A 22988-nucleotide genomic window follows, 5' to 3' on the forward strand; every position below is an offset into this window, starting at 1 on the left:
AGGATGCGCCAGGACACCCCGTCCACCACCAGATGATGCAGCACGATCAACAACCGTCCCGTGCCCGCGAACCACACGAACTGCGCCATCACTCCCGCCGCCGGATCCAGCCGGCCCGCCGCCGCATCCAGCTCCCCCTGCACCTCCACACCGGACTCCGCACGACGGATCAGCCGCGCGGCATCGACGGACCCCGACGGCCCCACCTCCATGGCGCCCTCCACGAGCCGGGAGCGCAGCACGTCGTGACGGTCGATGACCGCGTTGAGCGTCGCCGCAAGTCCCGCCTCGTCGATGCCGTCCGGCAGCTCCACCACGGTCGACATCGCGAACCGGCCGATGCTGCCGCCCAGTTCGGTCATGTAGCGAGCGATCGGCGACAGTGGCATCCGTCCCACACCGCCGCCGTCGAGCTCCTGCAGCGTGACGGCCTCACCGGCACGCTCGCCGACCACTGCGGCCAGCTCGGCCACGGTCCGGCACTGGAAGATCTCGCGAGGGGTGACCTCCACGCCCTGCGCCCGGGCGCGCGACACCACCTGGATGGAGCGGATGCTGTCCCCGCCGACGGTGAAGAAGTCGTCGTCGATCCCGACCCGGTCCAGGCCGAGCACCTCGGCGTAGACCCCGGCGAGGATCGTCTCCTGCGCGGAGCGCGGCGCCCGGTACCTCTCGCCCGTGAACTCCGGCACCGGCAGCGCGGCCCGGTCCAGCTTGCCGTTCGGGGCGAGCGGGAGCCGGTCCAGCATCACGAAGGCGGACGGGACCATGAACTCCGGCAGCCGCTCGGAGACGAAAGCACGCAGCTCCGCCACCGACACCCCGGCGGTCAGGTCGACCTCGAGATGGCCCAGGCTCTCGACGGTGCACCCGCCGGCGCCCGTGGAGACCACATAGCCCACCAGCTGCTTGCCGCCGGGACGGTCGTACGTGGTCACCACCGCCTGCGCCACACCGGAGTGAGCGGTCAGCGCGGCCTCGACCTCGCCCGCCTCGATCCGGAAGCCCCTGACCTTCATCTGCGCGTCGTCACGGCCGGCGAACTCGAGCTGACCGTCGGCGTTCCAGCGGGCGAGGTCTCCGGTGCGGTACATACGCTCCCCGGGCGGCCCGAAGGGGTCGGCCACGAAGCGCTCCGCCGTCAGGCCGGGCCGGCCGTGGTAGGCCCGGCCCACCGCGCCTGCGACGTACAGCTCCCCCACGGCGCCCGGAGGCACGGGAGTCAGTCCGGGCCCCAGCACGTAGGTCCGCATGTTGCCCAGCGGCACTCCGATCGGCGCGCTGCCGGAGGTGTCCGGACCGGACTTCCCGGGGGCGACGAAGGTGGTGGCGTAGAAGCTCTCGCTCTGCCCGTACGCATTGATCACCCGTACGCCCGGGAAGGCGTCCCGCACCCGTCGGACGAGGGACGAGGGCAGTGCCTCACCGGCGAACACCACGCTGTCGACCGTGGTCTTGCCCGCGATGTGCTCGACGAGCTCGCTGAAGACCGAGGGGACCGTGCTGATCACGCTGCCCGACCAGCCTCCCTCCTCCCCCAGGACGAGCACGTCGCGGACGACCTCGACAGTGCCGCCCGTGGCCAGGGTGGTGACGATCTCGAACACCGACACGTCGAAGTTGACCGACGTCCCGGCGAGCATCCGCGATCCGGGCTCCAGGCCGACGGACGACGCCAGCCGGGTCACACCGTTGACCACGCCGTGATGGGTGATCGCGACGCCCTTCGGCGCCCCGGTGGAACCCGACGTGTACATCACATAGGCCAGGTTGTCGGGCCGCAGCGCGACATCCGGGGAATCGAAGGGGCCGCTCGACAGGTCGATGTCGTCGAGGTGCACCCGGGGGGTGCCGTCATCCGGCAGCACCGCCGCGGTCTGCCCATCGGTCAGGACCACTTGAGGCCGTGCCTCGGAGAGGATGCGGCCGAGGCGTGCGCTCGGGTAGCGGGGGTCGATCGGCACATAGGCCGCCCCGGACTTGAGGATTCCCAACAGCGCGGTCACCAGGTCCGCGGAACGCGGCACCGCCAGGCCCACCAGCTTCTCCGGACCGGCGCCTCTACGGACCAGTTCGTGTGCCAGCCGGTTGGCCCGGGCGTCGACTTCCGCGTACGTCAGCTCCTGCGCACCGAAGACGACCGCTATCGCGTCCGGGGACAGACGGGCCTGCCGCTCGAAGAGTCCGGGAACGGTCGACGCGAGTGTCGGGGCCGTCGTGTTGTTGCGGCCCGCCAGGAGCTCCTTCTCGGCCGGTGCCAGCACATCCACGTCGCCGACCCGCGTGTCCGGCCCGGCGACGAGCTGCCGCAGCACCCGTACGAGGCGCGATCCCGTCTCCGCCACGGTCGCCCGGTCGAAGAGGTCGGTCGCGTACTCCAGGGTGCACCGCAGTCCCTGCTCGACGATCGCGAAGTTGAACTCCAGATCGAACTTAGCCGTCTGCGTGGGAACGGCCTCGAGCGTCGCGGTCAGGCTCGGCAGATCGAGATCGAGATGGGCGCTGCTCTGCCAGCTGAACATCACCTGGAACAACGGGTGATACGCCGTGGAGCGCTCGGGGTTCAGTGCCTCGACGAGCCGCTCGAACGGCACTGCCTGGTTGTCGTAGGCGCTCAGCGCCTTGTCCTGCACCCGCTCGAGCACCTGCTCGAGCGACGGGTTGCCCGACAGGTCCGTCCGCAGCACCCAGGTGTTGACGAAGAACCCGACCAGGTCCGTCAGCGCTTCGTCGGTGCGTCCGGCGATCGTGGACCCGATCGTGATGTCCTCGCCGGCGCCCAGGTGGTGCAGCAGCACGGCCAGGGCGGACTGCATCGCCATCGACAGTGTCAGGCCTCGGGAACGGGCCAGCTCCTCGACCGCCGCGGTGAGTTGGCGGTCGATGGTGAACTCGACGGCGTCGCCGCGGTGGCTGGCCTCCGCCGGCCTCGGGTGGTCCGTGGGGAGCCGCAGCTGCTGCGGAGCCCCGGCGAGTTCGTCGCGCCAGTAGCCGAGCTGGGTGGACAGCACGCTCCCCGGGTCGTCGGCCTCGCCGAGCACCTCGCGCTGCCACAGTGTGTAGTCGCCGTACTGCACGGGCAGTTCGGACCACCGCGGCTCCTCGGACCGTAGACGGGCCGCGTAGGCGGTGGCCAGGTCCCGGCCCAGCGGCACCATCGACTCGCCGTCGGCGGCGGCATGGTGCACGACCAGCACCAGCACATGCTCCTCGGGTCCGCTGCGCAGCACCTGTGCCTGCACCGGGATCTCGGTGGAGAGGTCGAATCGGTGGGAGGCCGCCCGGGCCACCAGGGCGTCGATGCCGTCGGATCCCACGTCGACGACCGGCATGGCCGGCAGCAGGCCCTCGACCGGCTGGACCTGCTGCACGGGCATGCCGTCGCCGTCCTCGACGAACAGCGTGCGCAGGCTCTCGTGCCTGGCGACGACATCGCGCAGGGCGGCGGCGAGGGCGCCCACGTCCAGCGCCCCGCTCAGACGCAGGACGAACGGGATGTTGTACGTCGCTGAGGGCCCCTCGAACCGGTCGATGAACCACAACCGCCGCTGCGCAAAGGACAGAGGGATCATTTCGCGTCTACTCCTCGATCAGTCATCCTGCGCGGACACGGACGGCGGCCCGATCACGCGCAGGCCTCGGCGTCGATCGCGCATGACAGTTCGGCGGTCGTGGGTTTCGGAAGCTCGAATGAATGCAAGCCGGTTTCCCGTTTCACATCGCACTGCACCGCATCTTCGATTTCAAGGGCGGCAGTGGGATTCTCACGTCGAATACTTTCCGGCCTGCGTGCTGTGGGGTCAAGCGCATTCACCGCGGATGAGCGCACTGCCCGGCCTGCGCATGTCCTGTCGACAGGACGCCGGTCCTTGGCAGGGCTGCTCATCCGCGGCCGTTGTGCGGGTCGGTCAGTTCGCTCCCTGCCGCACAAGGATCTCCGCCATCCCTGCCACGGTCGGGTTCTCGTAGAGTTCCTGCGTTGCGACCCGGACCGCGAACGTGTCATCGATCAGAGCGAGCAGACGCGTTGCTCGGATCGAATTGCCGCCGAGGTCGAAGAAGGAATCCTCTCTGCCGATTTCGGGGCGGTTGAGGGAGTCCGCCCAGAGGGACGCGATCCGGCGCTCCAGGTCGGTCTCGGGTGCCGTGAACCGGCGCCCGGCCTTGCCGGAGGCGGCGTCGAGCAGTAGCTGGGCGGTGTCGACAGCACCGTTCATGTCCCTCGGGATGTGCGGCACTTCGACCAGACGTACCGGCACCGGGCTGTCGCGTATGGTCAGTGCGACGGCCGCACGCAGGGCCTCCGGTTCGACACCGTCGGCGGTGTAGGCGACGAGAATCTCGCTGGCCCGCAACTGCTCCGGAACCAATTCGTCGATGATCGACGAATTCGCCAGGTCGAGGCCGATGATCAGGCCGTGATGGGGCGAAGCGATCGCGTCGAGAAACAGCCGCAATCCATCGGTCGGCTCGATGGACCGGAATCCACGACTGCGGGCCGGGGCGGCCGACTGCGTTCGGTTCATTCCTATGCCGGCCCACATGCTCCAGGACAGACAATGTACTGCTCGGCGGCGTTCGTGGTGCCAGTGGTCGGCGAATCCGATGAGGAAACCGTTGGCCGCAGAATACGCGCCGAACGAATGCCCGCCGAATTCTCCGTTGACGGAACCGAAAAGCACCAGCGAGGCGTCCGGGCGTGAGGCGAGGACATCTGCCACGGCCAGTGTGCCGGCGACCTTGGCGCGGTACTGCACGGCGAAGGTCTGCGCCGACTCGGTGGCGACCGTGTGCTGTTCGAGGTCGGCCCACTGTGCTGTCGGGTCGGCGCCCGCCAGGTGCAGGGCGCCGTCGAGCGGCCGCCCCCAGCGGGCCTCGGCCGCGGCGACCGCCGCTGCCAGGGCTGCCGCGTCGGCGACATCGAGCTGCTGGTAGACGACATCGCCGAGCGCGGCCAGTTCGGCAAGCGGGCCGGCGCCGTCGGCCGGCGAGCGGCCCACGAGCAGCAGCCGGGCCCCGTAGGCGGCGACGAGGTAGGACGCGATATCCTGTGCGATGCCGCCGAGCCCGCCGGTAACCAGGTAGGTGCCGCCCGCGATCACGGGCGGCGCCGCGCTGTCCGGTCCGCCGTCCACCTCGACGGGTGACAACCGCGGCTGCCAGCGCCGGCCTTGCCGTGCAGCGATGATCCCCGTGTGGTGCCGGTCGGCGAGTTCAGTGCGTACGGCCTGCGCCCACACACCGGTGTCGGCCGGCAGGTCGAGCTGGCGGATGACAGTTGACGTGCTCTCGCCGACGGCGGTCCGTACGAGTGCGGGCAGGGCGCAGGTACCGAGGTCGACGCTGTCCCCGTCGTGCACATGGACCGAGCCCGCGGTGACGACGAGCAGCAGCGGACGGCCGGACTCCGCGTCTGCCAGGGCTCCGACCAGGGAGGTCAGCTCGGCGGTCGCCGCCGTCAGTCGGGAGAGGGGGTCGCCGCCGGGAGTCAGGGGCAGGGCATGGACGACGGTCGACACCGGACCGTGTGCCGAGGCCACTGCCACGAGCAGCCGCCGCAGTTCCGCGCGGTCGTCCGCCCTGACGCGGTAGCGGTCGGGCGCCTCCTCGGCGAACGACTCGCCCCGGCGGACGGTGACGAACGGCCCGTCGATGTCCAGGTGTCGCAGGTCGTCGTCCTCGGCGAACACGACCAGGACCCCTGAGTCGTCCATCGCCTCGGCGGCCGGGGTCACTTCGGCCCACTGCCGCCTGAACAGCCAGGTGTCCGTCTGCTCCTGCTCCGGCCGCGTACCGACCGCCCGGCCGTCGAAGGTACCGGCGCGCAACCCGTCGACCAGCGCGCCCCGTTGGATCTTGCCGCTCCCCGTTTTCGGGAACTCCGTCTCGGTGACGGGGACCAGCAGGTCGGGTGCGATGCCGACCTCGCGTACGAGGGTGGCCCGTACCCTCTGGGTGGTGTCGGCGAGCACGTCGCTGTCCCACTGGAGCGGCACGAAGAAGACCACGAGCTGATCGGTGCCCGCGCCGGGCTCACGTACGCCGGCGGCGGCCGCGAAGGTGACGCGCACTCCGTCGACCTGCTCGACGACGCTCTCGATCTCGTGCGCCATGTAGTTGATGCCGCGCACGATGATCTGGTCCTTCTTGCGGCCCGCGATCACGACCTCGCCGTTGTGCACGAACGCGAGGTCACCGGTGCGGAACCAGCCGTCCTCGTCGTACGACTCGCGGTTGGCGTCGTCGTTCGCGAAGTAGCCGTGCATCATCGTCAGGCCGCGGATGCGCAGCTCACCCAGCCGCCCCTCGGGCACCACCTTGCCGGTGTCGTCCACGACACGGATCTGCACCCCGGGAAGGGGCCGTCCCACCGAGGAGAGCACCACGGCGTCCTTGTCGCGCGGGTCGAGGTGCCGGATGTTCCCGCTCAGCGAGGAGGGGTCGACGGCGACGGTGCCCGCGGCCTTGTCGTCGAGGCGCTGTCGAGCGTATGTGACTCCCGAGCAGGTCTCGGACATGCCCCACACCGGCCGCATCGCGTCGGCGGGCAGCCCGTGCGGTGCCAGCAGCTCCAGGAACCGGTGGCTGGTCGAGGCGACCACCGGTTCGCCGGCGTTGGTGATCTCCCGCAGGCAGGACAGGTCCCACGATCGCCGCGTGCGGATCTCCTCGGCGTGTTCGTTGGCCATGGCGAAGGCGAAGTTCGGCGCCCAGGTGTTCGTCGCGCGGTAGCGGTCGACCCAGTCGAGCCACAGCAGCGGGTCACCCAGGGAGTGCTCGATCTTGGCGTTGATGTGCATGCACCGCAGGAACACGTCGCGGACGTTGTACATGGCGACCGTGACATGGTCGAACGGCATCCAGATGAGGCTGACGTCGTCGCCGGTCAGGCCGCAGTGCTCGGCGACGGCCAACGATCTGGCGACGACGCTCGCATTGGTGTGGTGCACGCACTTGGGCACACCGGTGCTCCCCGAGGTGAGGAGGTTGAGCACCGGTGATTCGGGGGTGGCCTCGAACCACTCGGTGTCGGGCGGGAAGGCGGCCAGCTCGCCGACGGTCAGGATCCGCACCTCCGGCTCACTCCAGAGCTCCCGGACCCCGGCGACCGGACCCGCGGTGACGTCGTCGGTGAGGAGCACGGGCTGCCCGAGCAGGTTCCAGGCGTTGTGCAGCTTCCGGTTGGTCTCGTTCGGCACCCGGTACGTCGTGGCGACCCCCACCGGCGTCGGCACGAATCCGCCGAGCACACAGGCCCAGAAAGCGGAGAGATAGGCCTTGTTGTCGTCGAACTGGAAGAGTGCGGCGTCGCCGGGACGCAGACCGGCAAAACGGAGTCCGGCCAGCACGCGCTCTGCTTCGGCGAGCAGTGCGGGATAGGTCTGCAGCACGTCTTCATGGCCTTTGGTGATGAAGATCGTGCCCTTGTCCGGCGCGAGTTCGGCCGCCGCGCGCAGGGCCTCCTGCAGGGTGGCGGGTGCCCCCTCCGGAATGTTCAGCGGGCCGCCGTCGAGGTCGGCCGGTGTTCCGTCCCTGAGGTCCGGCTCCCGCGGGGCCGGTTCGGCGGCGCGCTGCGGCACGGCCGCCCGTACGCCCTTGCGTACCACGGCGACCGCGTCGTCGACTCCGGGGACCTTCAGGGCGGCTGCGGTGATGTCGTCGAGAACGCCGACCGCGTCCAGGGCCGTCATACGGTCCTCCCGTTCGCCACGGGGACCAGCATCTTCCCGGCAATGAGGGAGACCACCTCTGCCGGCTTCTCCAGGAAGTAGAAATGGCCGCCGGGATAGAAGTGGGTGCTGCATCCGGAGTTCGTCTGCCTGCTCCACTCGCCGACCGTCTCCTTCGGTGCCCGAGGATCGGAGTCGCCGGCCAGGACGGTGATCGGGCAGTCCAGCGGGGACTCCTGAGCCGGGGTGTGGCGCTCCCAGAGGCCGAAGTCGGCACGGAGCACCGGCAGGAGTGACGCCATGACGAATTCGTCACCGGCAATCTCTTCGTCGATGCCGCCGAGTCCGACCATCTCGGCACGGAACTCGTCCTCGGGGAGGTCGTGCAGATGCCGGATCCCGGTCACGCCCGGGGCGGGCTGGGCGGAGAGGAACAGCTGCTCCGGACCCTGACGTCTCTGCGCACGCAGCGCCTTGGCCAGTTCGAAGGCGAGTGCCGCGCCGCAGGAATGGCCGAAGAAGGAGAACGAGCCGCTGAGAACGGGGCGCAGCGCGTGGGTGAGCACACTGACGAGCGGGCCGACCTCGGTGAACGGCTCCTCGGTGATGCGGTTCTGGCGGCCGGGCAGTTGCACGGCGACCAGTTCTATCTCCGCGGGAAGTGCCGGGGCCCATTCGGCGTATGTGGTCGCGCCGGCGCCCGCGTGCGGGAAGCAGATCAGCCGGTGGCGGCTCCCGGGTTGCCTGGCGCGCCAGATATACGGCGTCTCGGAGACAAGTTCCGTGCTCTGTACGGTCATTGCTGGGGCTTCCTAACTCCTCTTTCGCAAGCGAGGACCGCTCGCTGTGGCGATGTCGTCCCAGTGCGAGGCCAGTTCGGCGATGGTCGAGTGGTGGAAGACGGACCGAATGGAGACCTCCGTCCCGAGCTCGCTGCGGATCCGGCCGATCAGCCGTGTCGCGAGCAGGGAGTTTCCGCCCAGTGCGAAGAAGTCGTCGTCGACACCGACCTGGTCCCGTCCGAGGACGTCGGAGAACAGCCGGGACAGGAATTCCTCGCGCTCGTTGCCCGCCGTCCGGCGTTGTCCGCCTGGGGCTTCGGGCAGACGCTTGTGGTCGAGCCGTCCGTTCGCCGTCGTGGGCAGCCGGTCCAGGGCCACGACCGCGAACGGCACGACGCGGTCGGGCAGACACCTGGCGACGAACGCCCGCAGCTCGTCGGTGGCGATCTCCACGCGGTCCGCGGACACCACATAGCCGACGTTTCCCCCAGCCGCGACAACCGCGGCCCGGGCCACATCGGGGTGGGTCAGCAGAACGGTCTCCACGGCCTGCCGTGCGGCCCTCGCGCCCGGGTCGTCGATCTGTTCCGGCAGACCGTCGGCGGTGATCCGGGCACGTACGCCGGTCCGGTACATGCGTGAGCCCGCCGCGCCGAACGGATCCGCGACGAACCGCGTCGCGGTGAGTCCGGTACGCCCTGGGCAGCCGCGCCCGAACTCCCCGGCCACGTACAACTCGCCCACGGCGCCCGGCGGGGCCGGCGACAGAGAAGGGCTGAGCACATGGACGCGTGTACGGTCCGCGGGTACCCCGTGCGCCGGTGGGGCGCCCTTGCGCACCTCGACCGTACGGCCCGCGCAGAGGGCGAGCAGGAGGTCCGCCGGCCGCGTCCCGGGGCCGGCCTCCAGCGGTGCCCCGGACGCGAAGCGGGGGACATCGGTGGCCAGACCTCCGTGGGTGACCGCCACGCCGTACGGCTGCGCCGACGCGTCCGGTGTGTAGTCGAGAAGAGCCACGTGACGGGGCAGCGGGTGACTTCGACGACCGCCGTCGGCAGTGGCGCTGTCGACCGCGTCGGACGCGATCCGGATCCGGGGCAGTTCTCCCCACAGCAGGCCGTCCGCCGCCCCGTCGACGATCACCGCCACCGGCCCGGCGTCACGCAGTATCGCCTCCGACCACTGCGGCGGATCCTTCGGGTCGAGGGGCAGTGCGCAGGCGCCGGATTTCAGGACGGCGAGCAGCGCCACGACCCGGTCCACCGGGTCGGAGCAGCAGACCGCCACGACGGAGTCCGGGCCCAGGGCACCCCGGACGAGTGCGTCGGCGAGACGGTCCGCCCGGGAGTTCAGCTCCCGTCGGCCGGTCGGCACGTCGTCGACGAGGAGTGCGACCGCTTCCGGGTCCTCCTCCGTCAACCGTGTGAACGCCTTCGGGATCAGCTCGTCGGGGGTGCGCGGCTCGGTCGTCAGCGCGGTCCGTTCCTCCTGCGTGAGCACCTCCACCTCGCCGACGCGGCCGTGAGGATCGGCGAGGAAGGCCCGCAGCACCCGGAGCAGCCTGGCCCCGGTTCGAGCCGCCGCGTCCCGGTCGGCGGCGCTGTGCTTGTACTGCAGACGCAGCCGGAGGTGAGGGTCCTGCTCCGCCATCACGACGAACGGGTAGTGCGATCCCGCGATGTTGCGGAAAGCGGGGACGGACAGTCCGGCCGCTGCACTCGTCCCGGCGATTCCCGCATGGTCGAACGGATAGGACTGGAAGACGACGAGGGTGTCGAAGAGCACTCCGAACCCGGTCGCCTCGTGGATGCCGGCCAGACCGCAGTGGTGGTGCTCCAGCAGGTCGGCCTGCGAGGTCTGCAGCTCGGTCACGACACCGATGAGGGTCTTCCAGGGTGCGCATCCGATGCGTACGGGCACCGTGTTGATGAACAGCCCGACGCTCGTGTCCACACCGCCCAGCGTGGGCGGGCGGCCGGAGACCGTGGTGCCGAACAGGACGTCGGTGCTGCCGGTGAGTTCTGCGAGGACGATCGCCCATGACGCCTGCACGACGCTGTTGAGCGTGCTGCCCGCTTCCGCCGCACGGACAGCGAGTTGCTGCGCCTCGTCGGGAGTGAGGTCCAGGTCCAGTTCACCGAAACCGACGGCCTCGTCCGCCGTCCCGGTCGGCGCGAGCAGGGTCGGCCCGGTGACGCCTTCGAGGGCGCCCATGTGCACCCGGACCGATTCCGCGTGGTCGAGCCGGGCGAGCCAGGCGAGGAAGTCCTTGAAGGAACGCGGCTTCGGCAGGGCGGGGGCGTCGGAGCCGTTCGAGGCGTACAGCCCCAGCAGATCCCGGAGCAGGAGCGGTTCGGACCAGCCGTCGAAGAGGACGTGATGCGCGCTGAGGACCAGTTCGGTGCGGTCGGTGCCGATACGGACCAGGGTCATCCGCATCAGTGGGGGCGTCGCGGTGCCGAACGGCACGGTCCGGTCCTCGGAGAGGAAACGCTCGAACTCCTCGTCGGACAGACGGATCTCGCGCCAGGGCAGCGCCACGTTCTCGACGACCAGCTGTACGACATCACCTGCGGCATTGGGCACATAGGCGGTTCGCAGGCTCGCGTGCCGGTCGAGCAGGGCCTGCCCCGCAGCCCGCATCCGCGAGGCGTCGACGTCTCCCTCGAACCCGAAGACCAGCTGCACCTGGTAGGTGTCGGCATCGGTGTCCGCCAGCATCGAGTGGTGCAGCAGGCCGGACTGCAGCGGGGTCAGCGGCCATACGTCCACCAGGCCCGGGTACTGCGACTCCCACGTCTCCAGCTCGCCCTGCCCGACGGAGACCAACGGCACGTCCGAGGGCGTCAGGCCCCCCGCACCGGGCGCGGCGGTGTGCCGGGCCAGTCCTGCCAGTGCGTCCTGCCACAGTCCGGCGAGCTCGCGGACCTCGTCGGGGGACAGCACGCCGACCGGGGCGCCGAACACCGCGCCCAGCCGGGGCCCTTCGGCGGTGTCGGTCACCGTCGCGTTGATGTCCACCTCGGACAGCGCGGGCATGGCCGCGTCGTGTCCCGCGTCCAGCTCGGCCAGTTCGGTGAACTCGGCCAGCTCGGCCGTCTGGGTCCAGCCGAGGCCGCGCAGTTCCTCCGGCATGTCGGCGGCCGAGAAACGGCCGAGATAGTTGAAACCGATCTGACCGATCGCGTGCTTGCGCAGCACCTCGGCGGTCTCGGGGTTCAGATACCGCAGCAGCCCGTATCCGAGACCTCTGCCGGGCACGGCGAGCAGTTGCTCCTTGACCGCCTTGATCACGGCACCCGCGGCGGGGCCGCCGGCGAACGCCTCGTCGAGGTCGATGCCGGCCAAGTCCAGGCGCACCGGGAACACGCTCGTGAACCAGCCCACGGTGCGGGAGAGGTCCGCGCCGGGCACGGCGTCCTCCTCGCGGCCGTGGCCCTCGAGCCTCAGCAGCGTCGAGGGCTCGTCCACTCCCCTGCCGCGGCGCCACTTGGCGACCGCCAGCGCCAGAGCGGCGAGGAGTCCGTCGTTGACTCCGCCGTGGAAGGCAGCGGGCACCGCGGTCAGCAGCGCCTCGGTCACCGGCACCGGCAGCTGTACCCGCACCTTCTCCACCGTGGACTGCACATCCACGGCCGGGTCGAGCCGGCGTGTCCCGAGGACCGGGTCCGGTCCGTCGACGATCGCGCCCCACTGCGCCAGCTCCGCCACCCGCTCCGGGCGCGACGCCTCGTCGGCCATGGCGTGCGCCCATCGCCGCACCGAGGTCACGGGCGGCGGCAACTCGGGGGTGTCCCCCACTCGTACCGCCCGCCAGGCAGCCGCAAGGTCGGGCATCAGGATCCGCCACGACACCCCGTCGATCACCATGTGGTGGAGACCGACCAGCAGCCTGCCGGGCCCGGTCGGCGGCCGGAACCACACGAACTGGGCCACGGTCCCCGCCGCCGGGTCCAACCGCCCCGCCAGCGCGTCGAGTTCCTTCACGAGCAGGCTCCGCCAGGACTCGCCGGTCCACTGTCCCTCGCAGACGACTGTCCGGATCAGCGGTTCCACGTCCACCGAGCCCGGCGGCCCGACGAGCATCCCGTCGGGCAGCAGCCTCGCGCGCAACAGATCGTGCCGGTCGAGCACGGCGGTGAGGGTCGCGGCCAGTCCGTCGCGGTCGATGCCGTCGGGCAGTTCCAGGACCACCGCCTGCAGCAGACGGTCGAAGCCCGGTCCGGCCTCCTGGATCCAGTGCGACACCGGCATCAGCGGCAGCCGCCCCACCCCGCCGCCGTCGAGCTCGGCCAGTACCGGTCCGCGGCCCGCCACCGCGTTGGCGCCGACGGCCTCGGCCAGCCGGGCCACGGTCCGGTGCTGAAAGATCTCCCGAGAGCTGACGAGCACACCCAGGGCCCGGGCCCGTGACACCACCTGGATGGACTGGATGCTGTCGCCGCCCAGGGTGAAGAAGTCGTCGTCGATGCCGACGCGGGCTCGGCCGAGCACCTCGGCGAAGACCCCCGCCAGGATCTCCTCGTCGGACTGCCGTGGTGCCCGGTAGTCCGCGCCCGTGAACGCGGGTGCCGGCAGCGCCGCACGGTCCAGCTTGCCGTTCGCGGTCAGCGGCAGCCGGTCGAGGACGACGAGGGCCGCGGGGACCATGAACTCCGGCAGTCGCTCCGCCAGGAACTCCCGCAGCTCGGCCGGCAGGGCGGTGATGTCCAGCACGGTCCCGCGCTCCTGGGCGGGCACCACGTAGCCGACCAGCTGCTTGGCCGCGCCGGCGCCGCCCTCCTCGCGGGTGATCACGGCGGCGTGCACCACCGCCGCATGCGCCAGCAGCGCCGTCTCGATCTCGCCCGGTTCGATCCGGAAGCCGCGCACCTTCACCTGTGCGTCCGCGCGGCCCTGATAGACAAGATCGCCGTCGGCGTCACGTATCACCAGGTCCCCGGTCCGGTACATGCGCTCACCGGCCGGGCCGAAGGGGCAGGCGATGAATCGCTCCGAGGTCTGCGCCGACCGGTGCAGATAACCGCGCGCCACTCCCGTACCCGCGACATACAGCTCACCCGGCGTGTCCGGTGCGACGGGCCGCAGTTGTGCGTCGAGCACATAGCCGCGCATGGCTTCCAGGGGGCGTCCGATGGGAACGTCCGCGGCCGGCGGCCCGGCGGGATCGACCCGGTGGCTCGTGGCGAAGACCGTGGTCTCCGTGGGCCCGTAGCCGTTCACGAACGCCGTGCCCGGGCAGGCCGCGATGGCCCGTCTCACCGCGGGCGGTGAGACGCGGTCACCGCCGACCCACACCTCCCGGAGCCCGGTCAGGCAGCGCACGTCCTCCTCGACCAGGAGGTTGAACAGCGCACTCGTGAGCCAGACCGCGGTGACACCATGGCGTGCCACCTGCTCCGCCAGTACGTCGGGAGTCAGGTCCGTGGACAGGTCCACGACGACCCGGCCGCCGTTCAGAAGCGGCACCCACAGTTCGTAGACGGAGGCGTCGAAGGCCAGCGGCGAGTGCAGCAGCACCCGTTCGTGCGCGCCGCCGTGCCAACGGCGGTCCGTCGCCAGCCCCACCACGTCACGGTGGGTGACACCGATGCCCTTGGGGGTACCGGTCGATCCGGATGTGTAGATCACGTACGCGAGCCCCGACGGGTGCTCCGTACGGCGGGTCTCCGGTGCACGGACCCCTTCTCCCGGCTCGTCCAGGTCCTCCATCGCCACGGCGGGGCAGGAACCGGGCACGTCCGCCGTCGCGCCGGCCGTGGTCAGCAGGAGGACCGGCCGCGCGTCACGGAGCATGAACTCGACCCGCTCGGCCGGATAGTCGGAGTCCATCGGCAGATACGCTGCACCGGCCTTCAGTACGCCCAGCAGGGCCACGACCGAATCGGGGGACCGGGGCAGCGCGACCGCGACCACCGACTCGGGGCCGACGCCGCGCCGGACCAGGCCGTGCGCCAACCGCTCAGCCCTGGCGTCGACTTCTCCATAGGTCAGCGAGATGTCGCCGGACACCACCGCGATCGCGTCCGGGGTCAGTCGGACCTGCTGCTCGAACAACGCGGTGACTGTCGCGTCGTGGATCCGTTCGACCGTGTCGTTCACCGCCGTCAGCGACCGGTCCCGCTCCAACGGATCATGCACATCCATCACCCCACGCGAACAAGCGGATTGGAGAACCGTTCACAACGCCACCTGTCCCACGGCCCGAATTTGCCGGACAGGAAAAGTCTCTGGTCGCACCGCCGATGAATTGCTGAGGCGCGTCGTTCAATCCCAGGACTTCCCACACCTTCATACCTGCGGGCTGCCGGGTCAAGCATGAAGCAGTCCCCGGACATCATGTCCGCGATGGCATGGCGTCCCGTCGACAGGACATCTGAATCCGCTTACGGTGTGGCGGGCGAGGCTATGCCCTTCGGGCTATTCGAGTTCATGCCGATTGCCGGTGGACACCGACCCTGAACAGCCCGGATCTCCCTCACCTGCCTGCCCACTGCCGTCCTGTCGACGGGACAAGGGCCCGCTTCTGCTCAGGGCGGCACCGCCCGGGCCGTCCGCAGTCAACAGCTCGAGAAAGAACGGGGAAACCGTTGCTGTCACATCCCTTTCCGCTGGTTTGCTTGCCCTTTGCCGGCAGCGGCGCGGGGTTCTACCGCGCATGGACGGAAGTCTCGGGGCAGGACATCAAGGTGCTTCCGGTACAACTGCCGGGACGCGAAGAGCTTTTTCTCGACGAGCCATTCACCGACGCGATCGACGCGGCCGGGCAACTCGCACCGCGGATTGCTGAGATCACCGCGGAAATGCCGGACTTCGGACTCTTCGGCCACAGCCTGGGCGCCGTTCTGTGCTATGAAATCGCGCGTGAACTCCTGCGGCTCGGCCATCCGGGACCCACACATCTCTATGTGAGCGGCTCGCCCGGCCCCTGGAACGGACGCGACTCCAGGGCGACGGGTCTGAACGACGACGAATTCGTCGAGCGGGTGCAGGAGTTCGCCGGATACCGGCACGCGGCGTTCGACAATCCTGATCTGAGGGAGCTGCTGCTGCCCGTGCTCCGCGCGGACGTGGCCATGCACGAGAACTACAAGCCGTCCTCGAACGAACCCCTCGCCGTCCCGGTCACCTCGCTGCGGGGTGAGGACGACGCCCTGGTCTCCAGGGAGCATGCACAGCAATGGCACGAGACCACCCGGGCCGAATTCCGGTACGTCGAACTGCCGGGCGGACACATGTATCTGGCCGACTCGGCCGAGGCGCTGCTGCGCATCATCGCCGGGAGCTGAACGAAACGGGGCAGGGAGCCATGGGCATGTTGCTGGAAGGAAAGACCGTCGTGATCACGGGAGCGGCCCGCGGTCTCGGCCGGGAGTGCGCCGTCCGGTTCGCGGACGAGGGCGCCGATCTGGTGCTCCTCGACATCGCGGACGACCTCGAGGGTGTGGGGTATCCGCTCGGCAGCCGGAGCCAGTTGGACCACACGGCGGAGCTGTGCGAGCAGCGGGGCAGCGCCGTGGTCGCCGCCGCAGTCGACGTGCGCGAAACGGCGCAGGTCGAGACCGCCGTCAAGGAGGCCCTGGCCCGGTTCCGCACCGTCGACGTTCTCGTCAACAACGCAGGCATAGCGGCGCCGTCGGGTGTGGTCCTCCATGAGATCAGCGAGCCCGACTGGTCACTCATGCTCGACGTCGACCTTTCGGGCGCCTGGAGAATGATCAAGGCGGTCGCGCCGGCGATGGTCGAGCAGAAGTCCGGCAGCATCATCAACATCTCGTCGACGGCCGGCCTGGTCGGCTACCGCAACTTCAGCGGTTACGTCACCGCCAAGCACGGCCTCATCGGCCTCACGAAGGCAGCGGCGCTGGACTACGCACCGCACCGGGTCCGGGTCAACGCACTCTGCCCCGGCTCGGTGCGCGACAACCCGCTGGTAGAGGGCCGCATGCTGGTGGAGATCGCGCGCTCGCTCGATGTCCCGACCGGGGAGTACGAGGACCTCTTCCTGCGCGACCAGCCGATGAACGCGCTCATCGAATCCTCCGACATCGCGGGTGCCGCCACCTGGCTGGCCGGTGACGACTCCCGGCAGGTCACCGGCTCGGTGATCACCGTCGACGGAGGATTCACCAGCAGGTGAGCGCGCCTCCGGACCACGAGACCGCTCCGACACCGGCAGGAGACCGGACCATGGCGACACACACCGAGAACACGGCCGATGACGTCGAGCTCAACGCACTTGCGGCAGGCGGGCGAGGACACGCCGTGCTGCCGTTTCAGCAGCGCCTGCCCGAACGAGGACGCGACTGCCACGCTCTGATCGCGGAGTTGCCGACGCCGGTGGACGGCACGGCGGTTCGCCGGCGCCTGGACGAGGCGGCTCGGCAGTGGGGCGACTCCCGGACGGTGGAGCTGTGGGAGACGGCGGTGCCGGCATCGCAGGACTCCCCGACGGCGCGAGAACGGTTACGGAAGGAAGCACTCCGGCCGGTTCGTGACGATCCGTTCCCCGTACGCGCCGTCCTGCTGCGGTACACCGACGGCACTGCGCATCTCGTACTCGTCACCGACCGCCGACGGGTCGGGCGCACCGCACTTGGCCGACTGGCCAAAGTCGCCCTGTCCGGCGTCGGTCGGGCCGAGAGCGTGCCGTTCCCCGTCACCGATGCGGTGGCAACACCGTCCGCGCCATGGGCCCCGGTCGACTGGGGACTGGGCGATCCGGGCCGCCACGGGATCGTCACCGGCCGTCGGCTCGCCCTGCCGCGCGGCGCAGTAAGCGGCAGGCTGCTGCTGGGCGCCGTCGCCCTGACCACGGCCAGGTACCGGGGGGAAGGGACTGTCGAGGTCGGACATCTCGACACGGAATCCGGCGGCACAGTCGCTCTGCTGCGTGTCGGAGAGATCGACGAGGAGCAGGGTCCCGCCCGTCTGCTCGCGCTGCTGGACGGGACACCGCCCTCCCCGGTGGGGTCGGAGCTGCCCGCAGTCGGTCTTGTGGAGTTCGGCGCGGACTACCATATGTATGTGGCCGGCCTGGCGCCGGTCTTCCCGCTCACCGTGCACTGCACGGAGCGGTCCGACGGCACGGTCGAGGCCTCGGCCTGGTTCGATGAGGGCATGGTCTCGCCGCACGTGGCCGAGATGTTCTGCGCATCTGTGGAGCGGCTCGCCGCGCTGACGGCGGAGGAAGCCGGCCAGTCGGCCCTCACGAACGTACCCCTGATGACCCCGCAGGCGACGGCGGAGGTTCTGAGGCTGGGCGGTGCGGACCGCCGGCTCGGCGAGGGCGGGCGGATGGACCGTCGCTTCGAGGACGTGGCCAACCGCTTCCCCGATGCGGTGGCTCTCGTCGACGAGGACGGTGAGCTGACGTACCGTCAGCTCAATGAACGCGCCGACGCCGTGGCGGCGGGACTGCGCAACCTCGGCATCACTCCCGCGACCAGGGTCGGCGTCTGCCTGGACCGTGGCGCTCCCCTCGTCGTGGCGCTCCTCGGCATCCTGAAAGCGGGCTGCGCCTACGTACCGATGGACTTCCGCTATCCGGCCGACCGGCTGACGTACATCGTCGACGACGCCCAGCTCCCCGTCGTCATCGGTGATGCCGCACAGTTTCCCGACATTCCGGATGTTCGTGTCATCGGTCTCGACGAACTGGGCAAACACGGCGACCTCCTCGAAGCCACGGAGGCCGAGCGGGACGCAAGTCCGGACGACGCCGCCTACGTGATCTACACATCGGGGTCGACCGGCCGCCCGAAAGGCGTGGTCGTCCCCCACCGGAACGTGACCGCCCTCCTCGAAGCCACCTCCACAGACTTCGCGCTGGGCCCCGACGATGTCTGGACTCTCTTCCATTCGAGTGCTTTCGACTTCTCGGTGTGGGAGATCTGGGGCTGCCTGCTCACCGGGGGGCGGCTCGTCGTCGTCTCGTACTGGACGGCACGGGACACCGACGAGTTCCACCGGCTGCTCGCCGAACAACGGGTCACCGTGCTCAACCAGACCCCGTCCGCCTTCGCCCAGCTCGTACGCGCGGACCAGTCGGCGACGGCCGAACTGTCCGTACGACTGCTGATCTTCGGCGGCGAACCACTCGACGTGCAGTTGCTCGCCCCGTGGTTCGCCCGGCACTCCCCCACCTGGTGCCGGGTGGTGAACATGTTCGGCATCACGGAGACTACGGTCCATGTGACCGCAAAGACGATCACCCCGGCCGATGTCGTGGCCGGGTCCCGCTCGGTCGGCCGTGCACTGCCCGGCTGGTCACTGTCGGTACGGGACACAAGGGGACGTGTCCTCCCCCCGGGTGCGGCCGGGGAGATCCATGTCGGCGGGGCCGGCGTGGCGGACGGCTACCTCGGCCGGCCGGAGCTGACGGCGCAGCGGTTCGTCATCGACGAGGAAACCGGTGAACGCCTGTACCGCAGCGGTGACAAGGGGCGGCTGCGGCCGGACGGGCTGCTCGACCATCTCGGCCGCCTCGACAACCAGGTCAAGATCCGCGGCCACCGCATCGAGCTGGACGAGATCCGGTCGGTGCTGGCTGGCGACCCGGCCGTGACCGCTGCGGTCGTGGTCGTCGGTCAGGCACCTCCCGGCGACGCCGCGGGCAGCCGAATCGACGCGTATGTCGTACTCGACCCGGACCGCGCGCGGGACACCGGCACCCGGCAGGTGCTCGACAACGCCCGCCGCATCCTGCCGGACTACATGATTCCGTCCACGCTCACCGAGATCGACGCCGTTCCGCTCACCGCCAACGGCAAACCGGACGTGCCGCAGCTCCCTCCCCCCGCTCCCGCCGGGTCCGCGGTCCACGGGCGCCTGACCGAGGAGAGAACCGGGGCACCGTCCGGCGGCGTGGGCGAGGAGATCCTGGGCATCTGGCGGCAGAGCCTGAAGACGGACGTGGGCCGCGACGACAACTTCTTCGAACTCGGCGGCAATTCCCTGCTCGTGGTCCACGTCCTCACCACGATGCGCGAGCGCGGGCTACCCAGGATCGGGCTCCGAGACTTCTACGCCAACTCGACCGCCGGCCAGTTCATCAGCCTCGTCGAAGGCGTGCGGGACAGCGCCGTACCGAGCGGGAACGGGGCACCGCTCGCATAGCACTGGTGTCCGGCACCAGTAGTTGATCGTCAGGTGTGGTGCGACTTCTGTCGCCGGTGCGTCAGTTCCTCGGGCCCCGCGACATCGAAGCGGTGGACGTGTGGGGCGACAGGCCCTGGCCCTGCGCGCACAGATTGTGCTGGCGTGCGCGGGGCCGGAGCTGCCGCCGATCGTCGCGGTTGCCCGGGACCTGCGTCGGCAGCGGGACGGCACCTGGCACTGCAGCTTCGGGCGACTGCACGCCCGGCCCGATACCGAGGGGCTGATGACCTGGGACGTCTCGGTGGACCGGACCGTCGCCCGCGCCCACCGGCATGCGGTGGGTGCCCGCGAAAGCGGAGCTGCGGGTCGAGCCGCCGGGCGGTGTCTTCACCGAGCCCGAGCAGGACCAGGAGACGACGTCACTGTTGATCACGCTCGGGCAGCGCGGTGACGCCCACAGTTCCAGGTGGTCGTGGGTGGTCGTGGGGCGTATCCGGGTGCCCAGGACCGGGCCGGGCCGCCCGCGCGCCCGACCGGACAGGGTTCGCGCCGACAGGGCGTACGGCTCCCGCGCGAACCGCGCCTGTCTGCGCAAGCGCGGCATCGCCGGCCGCCGAAGCCCGACACGGCCTACTACAACGACTCGCTGTGACCAGCATTTCGAAACGCACCCCAGGACGCATGGGCACCTGGGGCCACAGGGCGGGCCGGCGCGGTTGCTTCGCACCGGCCCGACCTGTGGCCCGCCCGGCTCCCGCGCGCTCGGTCGCCCCGCTGGGGTCCGGTGATCACCACAGCGGACGGGACTTGCACATCGCGCCACGTCAGCGTGAGGATGTCGCCATGGAACTCATGCGGTATGTCGACAATCTGCGGCAGGAGCTGATCGCCGCGGTGGAGTCGGGGGACGCTCAGTCACGCGAACTCGCCGAACGTCTGGTCGCGCCGCTGTCCTCCGCCGTCCGGCTGGTTCTGCTCGACGCATTGTCGGCCGCCGCGGACGAGATCACCCGTGAGCTGGCTCCGGGCGCCGTCGAGGTCCGGCTCCGCGGACTGGACCCCAGCTTCGTCGTCACGCTGCCGCCGTCCGAGTACGCCGCCACCGACGCCGAGGACGACTTCGCGCGCTCACGCAATGGCGCCCTTCCGACGCTCCCAGCCGCCCCACCGCCCGCGCCTGGCACCACGGAAGGCGCCACGTCCCGCATCAACTTCCGGCCGCCCGAGCAGTTGAAGGCTCGGATCGAGGAGGCCGCGGGCCGCGAAGGCCTGTCGGTCAACGCCTGGCTGGTCAGGGCGGCCTCCGCCATGCTGACCTATGACGAGCCCGCCCGCCGTCCCGAACGGCGAACTCCGCAGGGCGGCCAGAGCTACACAGGCTGGGTGAATTGATTTCGCGAGGCGAGCGCCTCACTACCACGCCCGGATACATTCTGCTCGTTCCGTGACAGGACCTCTCCGACTTCTCCGCCCGGGGCAACTCGTGCATACTGTCGGCGACGCCTGAAAATTGGTTCTGGATCACTTTCCGTGCCAGAGCCACGGAGGGTCACCACAACCGCGATCATGAACGGCCGTGGGTGATGTGTTCCTCCAGGACCTGTGGTTCCACCGGGTCGAAGGCGTTGTGCTCGAAAGTGCAGTGGTCGACGGCGAGTTAGTGATCGTGCGGGCCCGCGCGTCGGCGGAGCGGGCTGCGTGTCCTGCTTGCTCGACGACGTCGGGCCGAGTGCACAGCCGCTACGTACGCCGCCTCGCCGACATTGCTGTCGGCGGTCGTCACGTGGTGATCGAGTTACAGGTCCGGCGGTTCCGTTGCCGCGACCGCGCCTGCCGGCAGGCCACGTTCGCCGAGCAGGTCGACGGTCTGACCTTCCGGCATGGGAGACGAAGCGCCGGGCTGCAGACGGTGCTGCAAAAGGTGGCGGTGATGCTGGCGGGCCGGGCCGGCGCCCGCCTGGCGGACACGCTCGCGGTCCGGGCGAGCCGGTCGACGCTCCTGCGGCTGATACGCCGCCTTCCGGAGCCGGAAGTGCACACACCACGGGTGCTCGGAGTGGACGAGTTCGCCCTGCGCAAGGGACACAACTACGGCACGATCCTGGTAGACATCGACACGCGCCGTCCGGTTGACCTGTTGCCCGACCGGGCCACGGCAACGGTGGCCGCCTGGCTCACCGACCATCCCGGCGTCGAGGTGATATGCCGTGACCGGTCGACCGCTTACGCCGAGGCCGGACGGCTCGGCGCCCCGGATGCGATCCATGTCGCGGACCGGTGGCACATCTGGAAAAACCTGGTGGAAGCCGTCGAGAAGACGGTCATCCAGCACCGCGCCCTGCTGCGCGGACCGGAGGAAACTCCCCCGGTCCGCGCTGAGCCCCTCGAGAATCCGGCTCTTATGCCGCGTTCCCTGGATGAGCCACGACAGTCAGGCCGTCTGTCCGATCGGGTGCGGGAGCAGCACTCGGCCGTCCATGCCCTGCTGGATGAGGGGCTCGGGCTGCGGCCGATCGCCCGCCGGCTGGGCCTGGCCCGCAACACCGTCCGCCGACTCGCGAATGCGGCCACCGCGGACGAGCTCCTCGTCGGACGGTGGACCGGCAGGACCAGCATCCTCGATCCCTACAGGCCCTACCTGCATCAGCGGTGGGCGGAGGGCTGCACCGTCGCCCGCCGCCTGTTCGAGGAAGTCCGCGAGCGCGGCTATCCCGGTGGCGAGAGCGTCGTGAAGAAGTACGTGCAGCGGCTCCGCGAAGCCTTCCCGCACGACGATCCGCCCCGCAAAGCGCCGTCCGTGCGGGACGTGACCAGCTGGATCACCCGTCGCCCCGACCGCCTCACCGACGACCAGGCCCAGCAGCTCAAGCAGATTCTCGCCCGCTGCCCCGCCCTCGGCAGAACCGCCGAACACGTTCGTCTCTTCGCCGAGTTGATGAACGACCGCCGGGGCCGGGACCTCAGTCAGTGGACAGAGCGCGTGCAGGCTGACGACTTGCCCGCCCTGCATGGCTTTGTCACCGGCCTCGGCCAGGATTTCGATGCTGTCGTCGCCGGGCTCAGCCTGCCCTACAGCTCTGGAGCGGTCGAGGGCCACAACAACAAGATCAAGATGCTGAAGCGGCAGATGTTCGGCCGCGCCAACTTCGACCTGCTCCGCAAGCGGGTCCTCCTCGCAGCGTGAGGCCGTTCATGATCGCGGTTGTGGTGACCCTCCGTGGCTCTGGCACGGAAAGTGATCCAGAACCAAAATTCAGCCGCCGCCGACAGCATACGGGAGCAGTTGGCCGAATGATTTATTTTTCTGGCCGGAACCGGGCGGCAGCTCGCACCCATTCCGCGAAATCTAACGGAATCTAATCCTCCGATAAGGAGTGCTGCCCTCTTCGGTCTCCGAAAATTCACGCCCGGCGGCGACTTGCTCCTTGAATCTTCT

Annotated in this window: 10 protein-coding genes; 5 read left to right on the top strand and 5 right to left on the bottom strand. The window is 69.9% G+C overall.

Going from position 1 to position 22988, the window contains the following annotated elements; translation table 11 throughout:
- The 4 genes from BMZ82_RS36405 to BMZ82_RS36420 form a co-directional block, all read right to left on the bottom strand.
- The coding region (locus BMZ82_RS36405; protein WP_143098983.1) for a non-ribosomal peptide synthetase at positions 1 to 3572 on the bottom strand (3572 nt) is incomplete at its 3' end.
- A 336-nt stretch (positions 3573 to 3908) separates the two neighbouring features.
- Positions 3909 to 7691 carry an SDR family NAD(P)-dependent oxidoreductase gene (locus BMZ82_RS41090; RefSeq protein WP_177244841.1) on the bottom strand — a complete coding sequence of 1261 codons (3783 nt, stop codon included), beginning with the start codon at positions 7689 to 7691 and terminating at the stop codon, positions 3909 to 3911.
- The gene (locus tag BMZ82_RS36415) at positions 7688 to 8470 is read right to left on the bottom strand and encodes a thioesterase II family protein (RefSeq protein WP_093781685.1); all 783 of its coding nucleotides are present in this window, start codon (positions 8468 to 8470) and stop codon (positions 7688 to 7690) included. Before BMZ82_RS36415 ends, BMZ82_RS41090 begins: the two co-directional genes overlap by 4 nt.
- A 12-nt stretch (positions 8471 to 8482) precedes the next feature.
- Positions 8483 to 14599: a non-ribosomal peptide synthetase gene (locus BMZ82_RS36420; RefSeq protein WP_093781686.1), complete on the bottom strand. Its 6117-nt coding sequence runs from the start codon at positions 14597 to 14599 to the stop codon at positions 8483 to 8485.
- A 473-nt stretch (positions 14600 to 15072) separates the two neighbouring features.
- Between BMZ82_RS36420 and BMZ82_RS36425 the strand changes: the two genes are divergently transcribed.
- Genes BMZ82_RS36425 through BMZ82_RS36435 form a run of 3 tightly spaced genes read left to right on the top strand, consistent with a single transcriptional unit; the run spans position 15073 to position 19570 of the window.
- On the top strand, positions 15073 to 15741 hold the full coding sequence (locus tag BMZ82_RS36425) for a thioesterase II family protein (protein WP_256252294.1): 669 nt from the start codon (positions 15073 to 15075) through the stop codon (positions 15739 to 15741).
- A gap of 26 nt (positions 15742 to 15767) precedes the next feature.
- Positions 15768 to 16592, top strand: coding sequence for an SDR family oxidoreductase (locus BMZ82_RS36430; RefSeq protein ID WP_177244842.1), 825 nt, complete (start codon positions 15768 to 15770; stop codon positions 16590 to 16592).
- A gap of 50 nt (positions 16593 to 16642) precedes the next feature.
- On the top strand, positions 16643 to 19570 hold the full coding sequence (locus BMZ82_RS36435) for an amino acid adenylation domain-containing protein (RefSeq protein ID WP_093781689.1): 2928 nt from the start codon (positions 16643 to 16645) through the stop codon (positions 19568 to 19570).
- 61 nt (positions 19571 to 19631) lie between these two features.
- Here the strand turns inward: BMZ82_RS36435 and BMZ82_RS41095 are convergent, their stop codons facing one another.
- Positions 19632 to 20147, bottom strand: a complete 516-nt coding sequence (locus tag BMZ82_RS41095) for a hypothetical protein (protein WP_177244843.1) — start codon at positions 20145 to 20147, stop codon at positions 19632 to 19634.
- Positions 20148 to 20395: 248 nt separating this feature from the next.
- Between BMZ82_RS41095 and BMZ82_RS36440 the strand changes: the two genes are divergently transcribed.
- Together BMZ82_RS36440 and BMZ82_RS36445 are read left to right on the top strand one after the other, a co-directional pair.
- Positions 20396 to 20944, top strand: coding sequence for a hypothetical protein (locus BMZ82_RS36440; protein WP_093781690.1), 549 nt, complete (start codon positions 20396 to 20398; stop codon positions 20942 to 20944).
- A 184-nt stretch (positions 20945 to 21128) separates the two neighbouring features.
- Positions 21129 to 22736, top strand: coding sequence for an ISL3 family transposase (locus BMZ82_RS36445; protein ID WP_093781691.1), 1608 nt, complete (start codon positions 21129 to 21131; stop codon positions 22734 to 22736).
- Positions 22737 to 22988 lie beyond the last annotated feature (252 nt).

The sequence above is a fragment of the Streptomyces sp. yr375 genome, from assembly GCF_900110755.1.
Lineage (GTDB): Bacteria > Actinomycetota > Actinomycetes > Streptomycetales > Streptomycetaceae > Streptomyces.

Coding starts and splice junctions, on each gene's coding strand:
- BMZ82_RS41090 (WP_177244841.1), bottom strand. CDS start 7,691: ATGACGGCCCTGGACGCGGTCGGCGTTCTCGACGACATCACCGCAGCC.
- BMZ82_RS36415 (WP_093781685.1), bottom strand. CDS start 8,470: ATGACCGTACAGAGCACGGAACTTGTCTCCGAGACGCCGTATATCTGG.
- BMZ82_RS36420 (WP_093781686.1), bottom strand. CDS start 14,599: ATGGATGTGCATGATCCGTTGGAGCGGGACCGGTCGCTGACGGCGGTG.
- BMZ82_RS36430 (WP_177244842.1), top strand. CDS start 15,768: ATGTTGCTGGAAGGAAAGACCGTCGTGATCACGGGAGCGGCCCGCGGT.
- BMZ82_RS36435 (WP_093781689.1), top strand. CDS start 16,643: ATGGCGACACACACCGAGAACACGGCCGATGACGTCGAGCTCAACGCA.
- BMZ82_RS36440 (WP_093781690.1), top strand. CDS start 20,396: ATGGAACTCATGCGGTATGTCGACAATCTGCGGCAGGAGCTGATCGCC.